This window comes from Streptosporangium sp. NPDC051023 (assembly GCF_040689595.1).
In the GTDB taxonomy this organism is placed as follows: Bacteria; Actinomycetota; Actinomycetes; order Streptosporangiales; family Streptosporangiaceae; genus Streptosporangium.
The window spans coordinates 1-8822 of record NZ_JBFBCE010000162.1; the positions used below are offsets into that span (position 1 = coordinate 1).

Sequence of the window (8822 nt, forward strand, 5' to 3'; positions counted from 1 at the left end):
GATGCCCCCACCCCACTCCCCGCCCCACAAAACCACCCCCAACCTCCGCCGGCGGGGCCCGCCCGCCCCCCGGCCCCCCTTCCGTGTTCCGGGACGTCCCCGGGGCGCCCCGGGTTCAGGGGCGCCGTCCTGAGGGCTACTTGCCCTGGTTGGCCACGGCCTCGATCGCCGACTTCGCGGCCTCGGGGTCGAGGTAGCGTCCTCCCCTGGTCACCGGGCGGAAGTCGTCGTCCAGCTCGTAGACGAGCGGGATGCCGGTGGGGATGTTGAGCCCGGCGATCTCGTCGTCGCTAATCCCGTCCAGGTGCTTGACCAGCGCCCTGAGCGAGTTGCCGTGCGCCACGACCAGGACGGTCCTGCCCGAGGACAGGTCCGGCACGATCGCGTCGTACCAGTAGGGCAGCATGCGCTCGACGACGTCCTTCAGGCACTCGGTCCTCGGCAGCAGCTCGCCCGGCAGCAGCGCGTAGCGGGCCTCACCGACCTGGGAGAACTCGTCGTCGTCGGCAAGCGGGGGCGGCGGGGTGTCGTAGGAACGGCGCCAGAGCATGAACTGCTCGTCACCGAACTCGGCGCGGGTCTGCGCCTTGTCCTTGCCCTGCAACGCGCCGTAGTGACGCTCGTTGAGCCGCCAGGACCTGGTGACCGGCAGCCAGAGCAGGTCGGCCGCCCCCAGCGCGAGGTTGGCCGTCTGGATCGCCCTGGTCAGCACCGAGGTGTGAACCACGTCCGGCTGTACCCCGGCGTCGAGCAGCAGCTGCCCGCCGCGCCGCGCCTCCTCCTCGCCCTTGGCAGAAAGCCCGGCGTCCACCCATCCGGTGAACAGGCCCTTAGCGTTCCACTCACTCTCACCGTGCCGAAGCAGCACCAAAGTCGCCATGCGGCCAAGCTTAGTGGGCGCCCCTTCCGCGCCTGAGGGCGGTAAACCCGGCACGGTACCCCTTAAGGGACCTGGTGAAACGGGCCAGGACGGCCCCGGCGGGACGGCTCCGTCCGGGACCGGCTCGGATGGAACCGGCTCGGATGGAACCGGCCCGGACGGGACCGGCTCAGCGCGCGGGGTCGGCGAACCTGGCGAACGCCTGCAGGTTGGCGAGTGACTCCCCGCGCTTCGCGCGCCACTCCCACTCCTTGCGGATGGAGGAGGCGAAGCCGAGTTCGAGCGCCCGGTCGAAACCCTCGTCCGAGTAGGTGAGCACGCAGCCGAGCAGCCGGTCGATCTCCTTCTCCGAGACCGCCTCAAGCGGGAGCCTGCCCACGAGGTAGACGTCGCCGACCGGGTCGAGGGCGAAGTGCACGCCGTAGGTCGAGCCGTTCTTGGTCAGCAGCCAGCGGTAGAACTCCGCGTGGTTCTCGTCGGGCTGGCGGCAGAAGAACGCCTCCACGTGCAGGACCCGGTCCCCGACGATGAGCCAGGTCACGGTCACCAGCTTGTGCTGACCGGGAAGTCGTACCAGGAAGGCGCCCGGCCTCGGCTCCTCGAAGGACGCCTCCGCGGCCCTGAGCGCCTCCTCGATCACTTCACGCATGCGCCCACCCTACGAGCTGACGGCGACGGGCACCCGGTGCAGATGCGTCATCGCCTCGGTGTAGACGTCGGCGAGCCTGGCCGCGGTCGCCGACCAGCCGAAGGCCGCCGCCTGGGTCACCGCTCCCGCGGACAGGGTGTCGCGCCAGGCGGGGTGGTGCACGAACCTGTTGAGCACCCGCGCCCAGTCGTGCGGATCATGCCCCTCCACGAGCACGCCGGAGACACCGTCGCGTACGGCCGTGCGCAACCCCCCGACCGACGCGGCGGCCACCGGTGTCCCGCAGGCCTGGGACTCCAGGGCGACCAGGCCGAACGACTCGCTGTGCGAGGGGACCACGGTCACGTCGGCGGCGCGGTACCAGTCGGCCAGCTCGTGCTGCGGCGCGGGGGGAACGATCCTGACCACGTCGGAGATGCCCAGCGAGGCGGCGACCTCGGTCAGATAGGACGGCCTGGCCAGGCCGTTGCCGCTGGGACCGCCGACGCAGGCGACGACCAGCCTCGACCTGAGCGAGGGGTCGTCGATGAGCATCCTGGCCGCGGCGCGCAGCAGCACGTCAGGGGCCTTGAGCGGCTGCACCCGGCCGACGAACAGCAGCACGTGGGCGTCCTGCGGCAGGGCGAGACGGTGCCGGGCCGCGCCCTTGGACGCGGGCTGGAAGACGGTGAGGTTCACCCCGGGGGAGACGACCTCGACGCGGCCTGGGGCGGCGCCGTACAGGTCGACGAGCTCCTGAGCCTCGGTCGGGGTGTTGGCCACCAGACGGTCGGCGACGTCGACGACCTGCTGCTCGCCCAGCACGCGGGCGGGCGGCTCCGGCCTGTCGTCCTCGGCGAGCAGGAGGTTCTTCACCTTGGCCATGGTGTGCATGGTGTGCACGAGGGGGACGCCCCAGCGTTCCTTGGCCACCCAGCCGACCTGGCCGGACAGCCAGTAGTGGGAGTGGATCACGTCGTAGTGGCCCGGGTCGTGGAAGGCCTCGGTGCGCAGCACGCCCGCCAGGAACCCGCAGAGCTGGCCCGGCAGGTCGCCCTTGTCCAGCTCCTCGTACGGTCCCGAGGTGATGTGACGCACGGAGACACCGGGGACGATCTCGGCCACCGGGGGCAGGTCGCGCGCGGTCTGCCGGGTGAAGATCTCCACCTCGACCCCGAGCCCGGCCAGACGTTTCGCCACCTCGACGATGTAGACGTTCATACCGCCCGCGTCCCCTGTCCCCGGCTGATCCAGGGGGGACGTGTGCATGCTGATCGTCGCGACTCGGTTGATCCGCCGTCTGCCCCGCCGCCTCACCGGCAACCACCTCCGAGAGGGATATAACCACCCATTAGTTCGCAACATTCCCGTCCCCTGACGCTCCGGATCACCGGCCGCGTGGGGCGCCTGGCGGGCTTGGGGGGACCGTCAACGGCCCTCACCCCGTCCTGGCAGGATTGGGGGCCATGAACAGGACAGCAGTGGTGACGGGCGCGAGCAGCGGGATCGGCGAGGCGACCGCCCGCCGCCTGGCCGCGGAGGGCTTCGACGTGGTCGCCGCGGCGCGGCGCAAGGACCGGCTCGACAAGCTCGCCGCGGATGTGCCGGGGATCCGCGCGGCGACCCTGGACGTGACCTCCCAGGAGTCGGTCGACGCCTTCGCCGCCTCACTGGACCGCTGCGACGTGCTGGTCAACAACGCGGGCGGCGCGATCGGCCTCGAACCGGTCGCGACCGCGGACGTGGCCGACTGGCAGCGGATGTACGACACGAACGTGCTGGGCTCGCTCCGGGTCACCAAGGCGCTGCTGCCCCGGCTCGTCGAGTCCGGCGACGGCGTGCTGGTCATGCTGACCTCGGTCGCCGGGCTGGTCTCCTACGAGGGCGGCGGCGGCTACAACGCGGCCAAGCACGCCCAGACCTCGATGACCGAGGTGCTCAGGCTCGAACTGTGCGGCGAACCGGTCAGGATCGTCGAGGTCGCCCCCGGCATGGTCCACACCGAGGAGTTCTCCCTCAACCGCTTCCGCGGCGACTCCACCGCCGCCGACCGCGTCTACCAGGGCGTCCCCGGACCGCTCAGCGCGGAGGACGTGGCCGACGCCATCTCCTGGTGCGTCACCAGGCCCGCGCACGTGAACATCGACCGCCTGGTCATCCGTCCCCGCGCCCAGGCCGCCCAGCACAAGGTCCACCGGGTCTGACCGTTCTCGAAGCGGAGTCCGACCATGCCGAAGCGGATCGGGGAGATCACCAGGGGGACGACGGGCCACAACCGGCTCAGGCGGGCCGACCGCTGGGTCACCGCCGTGCACGGCGGCCTGCTGCGCTCGGCCGACCGCCCCCTGGTGGTCGATCTCGGCTACGGGGCCTCGCACACCACGACGCTGGAGCTGTTCCTGCGGCTGCGGAAGGTCTGCCCCTCGGTCGAGGTCGTCGGCATCGAGATCGATCCGGCCAGGGTCGCGGCGGCCAGGCCGTACGAGCGGGCGGGCCTGTCCTTCGCGCTCGGCGGCTTCGAGCTCCCGGTGAGCAGGCCGCCCCTGCTGATCAGGGCGTTCAACGTGCTCAGGCAGTACGGCGAGGCCGAGGCGTGGGACTACTGGGCGATGCTCAGCGGGAAGGTCGCCCCGGGTGGGGTCGTCGTCGAGGGCACCTGCTCCGAGGTCGGCCACCGCGCCGTGTGGGCCGGGCTCGACGCCACGGGGCCCAGGACCCTGACCTTCTCCGCCAGGTTCGGCGGCTTCGAGCGCCCCTCCGACCTCGCGGAGCGGCTGCCGAAGACGTTGATCCACCGCAACGTCCCCGGCGAGCCGATCCACGCCTTCCTGCGTGACTTCGACCACGCGTGGGCGGTCAACGCCCCCCTCGCCGCGTACGGCTTCCGCCAGAGGTGGATCGCCACCGCGCGGACGCTCGCGGGCACCTGGCCGGTGGCGGAGAACCCTCCGCTCGGCGGCCGGTCACGCTGGCGGCTCGGTGAGCTCACCCTTCCCTGGGCGGCCCTCGCCCCCGCCGATGTCGGACGGCCCGGCTAGGGTTTTCGCCATGTTCGAACCGCGTTTCGTGACGGACCCCGAGCTCACCCCCACGCTCGTCGACGAGCTCGTCGACTGCTGGAGGGACGTGAGCAACGCGGGCGGATCCGTCGGCTTCGTGCCCCCGGTGACGGCGGACGAGGTCCGCAGGGTCGCGGTCCCCGCCTTCGCCCGTTGCGGCGGCCTCGACCACCTGGTCGTCGGCTTCGACGCGGAGGGACGGGTCGCGTGCTGGCTGATCATCGGTGACGCCGGCTCCTGGCTGCGGACGCACTGGCGCTGGCTGCTGCGCGTGATGGTCCACCCCAAGCACCAGGGCAGGGGATACGGCGCCCGGCTCATGCGCGCCGCCGAGGCCGCGGCCCGCGACCTGGGCGTCGAGGCGCTGCACCTGACGGTGCGCGGCGGCACCGGAATCGAGGACTTCTACACGCGCCTGGGCTACGCCGAGGCCGGCCGGATCCCCAAGGCCATCCGCCTTGCTCCGGGCGACGATCGTGATGAGATTTACATGGTCCGGCAACTGTGAGGAAATTCACTCGACAACCCGTAGTACTACCCCTCGTGGTGCGGGAGTTAGGCTTGGTCGCGTGAAAGGTTTGGGCGAGCTTGAACGCAGCATCATGGATATCATCTGGGCGCAGTCGTCTCCGGTGACGGCGCGGGAGGTAGGGCGTCTCATCGCCGACCGGGATCTCGCGCCGACCACCGTGATGACCGTGCTCGACCGTTTGACCCGTAAGGGCTTCCTGCTGCGCACCCGCGACGGGCGCGCGTGGCGTTACGAACCGGCAGAAAGCCGCGACGCGTACGTCGCAGAGCTTATGCTTGAAGCACTCGACCTGACCGGAGACCGGTCGGCCGCCCTTACCCGATTCGCCCAGGCCGTCTCTGGAACCGAGGCCGAGATCCTGCTCAGAGCACTGACGGAGCTGGAGGACGAGTGATCACCGCGGCAGTCCTGGCGACCCTCGCCCTGGTCTGCGCGGTCGGAGCCTGGCGGTTCACGCGGGCACGGTGGACCTACCGCGCCCCGCACGTGGCCATCGTCCTGTGGCAGGCGCTCGGGGTCACCTGGGGCCTGGCCGGGACGGGCGCGCTCCTCGCATACGCCCTGGAGCCGTACGGGCAGGGCGTGTTGCAAGGGCTCCGCGCCTTCGCCGTCTCCGCCCTCAACGGCGGCTACGGCCCTGAGGAGCCGTACACCCTGCCGAGGATCCTGGCCCTCATCGCCGGGCTGACCGCCCTCACCATCCTGGTCGTCGTGCTGCTCGCCGCGGGCGCGCAGACGTTCCGCGCCCGGCACCGTCACCGCACGTTGCTGGCCCTCATCGCCCGCGAGGACCCCGAGGTCCCCGGCGTCAGGGTGGTCGACCATCCGGGCCCCGCCGCCTACTGCGTGCCGGGGCTGCGCTCACAGGTGGTGGTCAGCGCGGGGACGCTGAAGCTGCTCTCCCCCGCCGAACTGGCCGCGGTGCTCGCCCACGAGGCCGCGCACGTCCGCGAGCGTCACGACCTGGTGCTGCTGCCGTTCGCCGCGCTGCGCAGAGCGCTTCCCTGGTCGCGGGTCGTCGGGAAGGTGCAGAGCGAGGTCAGCCTGCTGGTCGAGATGGCCGCCGACGACGTCGCCCGCCGCAACTGCTCCCCGCGCCGCCTGGCCACCGCCCTGCTCCGCTTCGGTACGGCGGGCGCCGCCCCGACCCCACAGGGGGCCATGGGCGTCTCCGACTCCTGTTCGGCGGTGATGGCCAGGGTCGAGCGTCTCGTCAGCCCCGGGCCCGACCTTCCGCGCAGGATCCGCTACTCCATCGTCGCCTTCTCCGTCACCCTGACGGCCTCGGCCCCGCTGCTCTGGCTGCTGCCGCACTGACGCCTCCGCTTGCAACTGTTAGTCAGTGCGTTTGCAATTGCAAGCACCGTGGGTAGACTGAGGGCATGGCACTACCCAAGGTCGGCTCGATCGGCGAGTACATCCGCGAGCAGCGCACGCACGCGAAGATCTCGCTGCGTCAGCTCGCCGCGGCGGCGGGGGTCTCCAACCCCTACCTCAGCCAGATCGAGCGGGGGCTGCGCAAGCCGAGCGCGGAGATCCTGAACCAGATCGCCAAGGGCCTGCACATTTCCTCGCAGGCCCTCTACATCCAGGCCGGGCTCATCGAGGAACGCGAGCCGGACAGTGATGTGCTGGCCGCGATCAGGGCCGACCACCTCATCACCGAGCGTCAGCGCCAGGTGCTGATCGACATCTACGAGTCGTTTCGCAAGGAGAATCGAGACGGGGCCCCGGACGAGGACGCGCAGACCTCCCAGAAAGCGCATCCCGCACCGGAGCCCCGTGGGGGCGACGCAAGTTCGTCTCCGAACGAAGCGGCTCCGAACAGGGAGACGCCGTTGCCCGAGGGATATCTCACCGCGTTGAAGCCCTACGCGGTGCCCTCTGACAGCGGAAACGTCACACCGGAATCCAAGGAAGGTTAACACCCATGACTCTCTCAACCGAAGTCAAGAGGCTCGCCGAGTCCAAGCCGTTCTACGCCGTCGCAGGCGCGGGCGACTTCGCGGTCGAGAAGCTCCGCGAGCTGCCCGAGCAGATCCAGAGGCTGCAGGGCCGCGGCGAGGGGATCCGCGAGGCCGCCAGGGACCTGCCGGAGAAGGCGAAGGAGTTCGCGGGCAGGGCGCCGGAGAAGGCCAGGGAGTTCGCGGACAAGGCCGAGGGCTACGCCAAGGACTTCCCCGGCAAGGCGCGCGTCTACGCCGACCAGTTCAGCGTCAGGGCCGCCGAGCTCTACGAGGAGTTCGCCAGCCGGGGCCGCAGGGTCGTCTCCAAGACGAGCGGTGAGGCCGCCCTCGAGCTCGAGGAGATCTCCGAGTCCGCGGAGCCCGCGACCGCGACCCAGGCGACCAGGAAGAACAGCCGCACCCCGAAGAACGGTCCGGCCGCGAAGGTCTGACCCGAGCCTTCCGAGGATCCGGTGAGGAGGAGCCGTCCTGGCATGTGTCCGGGACGGCTCCCGCCAGGTCCCTGGCCCGTCCCCGGCCGCATCGGGGGCGCATCAGGGTTCCCGGCCACGACGCGGAACGGGGTTCCGGCATTAGGGTGGATGCTGTCAATAGGGCGAAAGCGGTGGAGTGACGATGATTTTCGCGGGACTGAACCTCGTCTTCTGGGTTCTCAGCATCATCGCCTTCGGCATGTCGGCCTGGGCGCTGTACCACTCGATTCGCACGCCCGCGCGAGCCTTCGCGATCACCGGCAAGCAGTCCAAGAAGCTCTGGCTGGTCATTCTGTCGCTCGCGACGCTGTTCTCGTTCGCCTCGGCCGTCGGCTACTTCGGGATCGGCATGGGCCAGCTCAACTTCTTCGCCATCGCGGCGGTCATCGCCGCCGGGGTCTACCTGGCCGACGTGAAGCCCGCGGTGAGCGAGATCGGCAAAGGCGGCAACCAGGGCCCCTACGGCCCCTGGTAACCCTGTTGCCCCGACCGGGCGCGGGCAGGTAGACACGACCGGGTGATGTTCGCGAAGAAACCCACCCTGTACGGCAGCCGCGTGACGCTCAGGCCCGTCGGCCCCGAGTACGCCGACGGCCTCTGGGAGCTCGTCAACAACCCGGAGACCGCCCGCCTCACGGGGTCCCAGGGCGAGTTCGACCGTACGGCGACCGAGATCTGGTACGGCACGCGCGGTGACCACGACGACCGTCTCGACCTGGCGATCTGCAGCGCAGACGACGACGCCTACGTCGGCGAGGTGGTGCTCAACGACCTCGACCCGCACAACCTCTCCTGCAATCTGCGCATCGCCCTGGTCGGCCCCAGGGTGTTCGGCGTGGGCTACGGCACCGAGGCGATCCGCCTGGTCCTCGACCACGCCTTCGCCACCACGGACCTGCACCGGATCAGCCTGGAGGTCTTCGCCTTCAACGACAGGGCCGCCCACGTGTACCGCAAGGTCGGCTTCGTCGAGGAGGGCGTGCGCCGTGACGCGCTGCGCTGGGACGGCGAATGGCACGACGCCATCATGATGTCCGTCCTCGCCTCGGAGTGGTCCGCGTAGGGAAACCGAATCCCGGCCGGCTGCCGCCCAGGCCCCCTGCGCGGTGAACTCCTTCGCCTTCCTGGCCAAGAAGAACTTCTTCGACAACACCAAGTGCCACCGCCTGGCCACCATGGAGAACTCCAGGCTCGGCCTGCTGCAGTGCGGCGACCCGCAGGCCAAGGCCGACGGCAAGAACCCCACCGACGGCCAGGGCAGCTCGGGGTACGTCTTCAACGAC

The 8822-nt window shown here is 70.4% G+C and carries 12 protein-coding genes and 1 pseudogene; 10 read left to right on the forward strand and 3 right to left on the reverse strand.

Features of this window, described 5'->3' with window-relative positions:
• Positions 1-136: 136 nt before the first annotated feature.
• The 3 genes from AB0395_RS46885 to mshA form a co-directional block, all read right to left on the reverse strand.
• Positions 137-880, reverse strand: coding sequence for a phosphoglyceromutase (locus AB0395_RS46885; protein WP_366294470.1), 744 nt, complete (start codon positions 878-880; stop codon positions 137-139).
• Between the two features lie 169 nt (positions 881-1049).
• Positions 1050-1529, reverse strand: coding sequence for a YbjN domain-containing protein (locus AB0395_RS46890; protein ID WP_366294473.1), 480 nt, complete (start codon positions 1527-1529; stop codon positions 1050-1052).
• A 9-nt stretch (positions 1530-1538) separates the two neighbouring features.
• Positions 1539-2777 carry a D-inositol-3-phosphate glycosyltransferase gene (mshA, locus tag AB0395_RS46895; RefSeq protein WP_366294503.1) on the reverse strand — a complete coding sequence of 413 codons (1239 nt, stop codon included), beginning with the start codon at positions 2775-2777 and terminating at the stop codon, positions 1539-1541.
• A gap of 197 nt (positions 2778-2974) precedes the next feature.
• Here mshA and AB0395_RS46900 point away from each other — a divergent pair, with 197 nt between their 5' ends.
• The 10 genes and pseudogenes from AB0395_RS46900 to AB0395_RS46945 form a co-directional block, all read left to right on the forward strand.
• Positions 2975-3712, forward strand: a complete 738-nt coding sequence (locus tag AB0395_RS46900; protein ID WP_366294476.1) for an SDR family oxidoreductase — start codon at positions 2975-2977, stop codon at positions 3710-3712.
• A gap of 24 nt (positions 3713-3736) precedes the next feature.
• On the forward strand, positions 3737-4546 hold the full coding sequence (locus AB0395_RS46905; protein WP_366294479.1) for a class I SAM-dependent methyltransferase: 810 nt from the start codon (positions 3737-3739) through the stop codon (positions 4544-4546).
• 10 nt (positions 4547-4556) lie between these two features.
• Positions 4557-5075, forward strand: coding sequence for a GNAT family N-acetyltransferase (locus tag AB0395_RS46910; protein ID WP_366294482.1), 519 nt, complete (start codon positions 4557-4559; stop codon positions 5073-5075).
• A gap of 61 nt (positions 5076-5136) precedes the next feature.
• Positions 5137-5493, forward strand: a complete 357-nt coding sequence (locus AB0395_RS46915) for a BlaI/MecI/CopY family transcriptional regulator (RefSeq protein ID WP_366294485.1) — start codon at positions 5137-5139, stop codon at positions 5491-5493.
• Positions 5490-6416, forward strand: a complete 927-nt coding sequence (locus tag AB0395_RS46920) for a M56 family metallopeptidase (protein ID WP_366294488.1) — start codon at positions 5490-5492, stop codon at positions 6414-6416. Before AB0395_RS46915 ends, AB0395_RS46920 begins: the two co-directional genes overlap by 4 nt.
• A gap of 65 nt (positions 6417-6481) precedes the next feature.
• Entirely contained in the window at positions 6482-7024 is a 543-nt protein-coding gene (locus tag AB0395_RS46925) for a helix-turn-helix transcriptional regulator (protein WP_366294491.1), read from the forward strand.
• Positions 7025-7029: 5 nt separating this feature from the next.
• On the forward strand, positions 7030-7497 hold the full coding sequence (locus AB0395_RS46930; RefSeq protein WP_366294494.1) for a hypothetical protein: 468 nt from the start codon (positions 7030-7032) through the stop codon (positions 7495-7497).
• 184 nt (positions 7498-7681) lie between these two features.
• Entirely contained in the window at positions 7682-8014 is a 333-nt protein-coding gene (locus AB0395_RS46935) for a DUF2516 family protein (RefSeq protein ID WP_366294497.1), read from the forward strand.
• 45 nt (positions 8015-8059) lie between these two features.
• On the forward strand, positions 8060-8602 hold the full coding sequence (locus AB0395_RS46940; RefSeq protein WP_366294500.1) for a GNAT family protein: 543 nt from the start codon (positions 8060-8062) through the stop codon (positions 8600-8602).
• A 25-nt stretch (positions 8603-8627) separates the two neighbouring features.
• Positions 8628-8822, forward strand: a pseudogene (locus AB0395_RS46945) (peptidylprolyl isomerase); the annotation flags it as partial.

Bases quoted from the DNA above. Each gene is read 5' to 3' on its own strand.
- AB0395_RS46885 (WP_366294470.1), bottom strand. From the start codon at position 880: ATGGCGACTTTGGTGCTGCTTCGGCACGGTGAGAGTGAGTGGAACGCT.
- AB0395_RS46890 (WP_366294473.1), bottom strand. From the start codon at position 1,529: ATGCGTGAAGTGATCGAGGAGGCGCTCAGGGCCGCGGAGGCGTCCTTC.
- mshA (WP_366294503.1), bottom strand. From the start codon at position 2,777: ATGCACACGTCCCCCCTGGATCAGCCGGGGACAGGGGACGCGGGCGGT.
- AB0395_RS46900 (WP_366294476.1), top strand. From the start codon at position 2,975: ATGAACAGGACAGCAGTGGTGACGGGCGCGAGCAGCGGGATCGGCGAG.
- AB0395_RS46905 (WP_366294479.1), top strand. From the start codon at position 3,737: ATGCCGAAGCGGATCGGGGAGATCACCAGGGGGACGACGGGCCACAAC.
- AB0395_RS46910 (WP_366294482.1), top strand. From the start codon at position 4,557: ATGTTCGAACCGCGTTTCGTGACGGACCCCGAGCTCACCCCCACGCTC.
- AB0395_RS46925 (WP_366294491.1), top strand. From the start codon at position 6,482: ATGGCACTACCCAAGGTCGGCTCGATCGGCGAGTACATCCGCGAGCAG.
- AB0395_RS46930 (WP_366294494.1), top strand. From the start codon at position 7,030: ATGACTCTCTCAACCGAAGTCAAGAGGCTCGCCGAGTCCAAGCCGTTC.
- AB0395_RS46935 (WP_366294497.1), top strand. From the start codon at position 7,682: ATGATTTTCGCGGGACTGAACCTCGTCTTCTGGGTTCTCAGCATCATC.
- AB0395_RS46940 (WP_366294500.1), top strand. From the start codon at position 8,060: ATGTTCGCGAAGAAACCCACCCTGTACGGCAGCCGCGTGACGCTCAGG.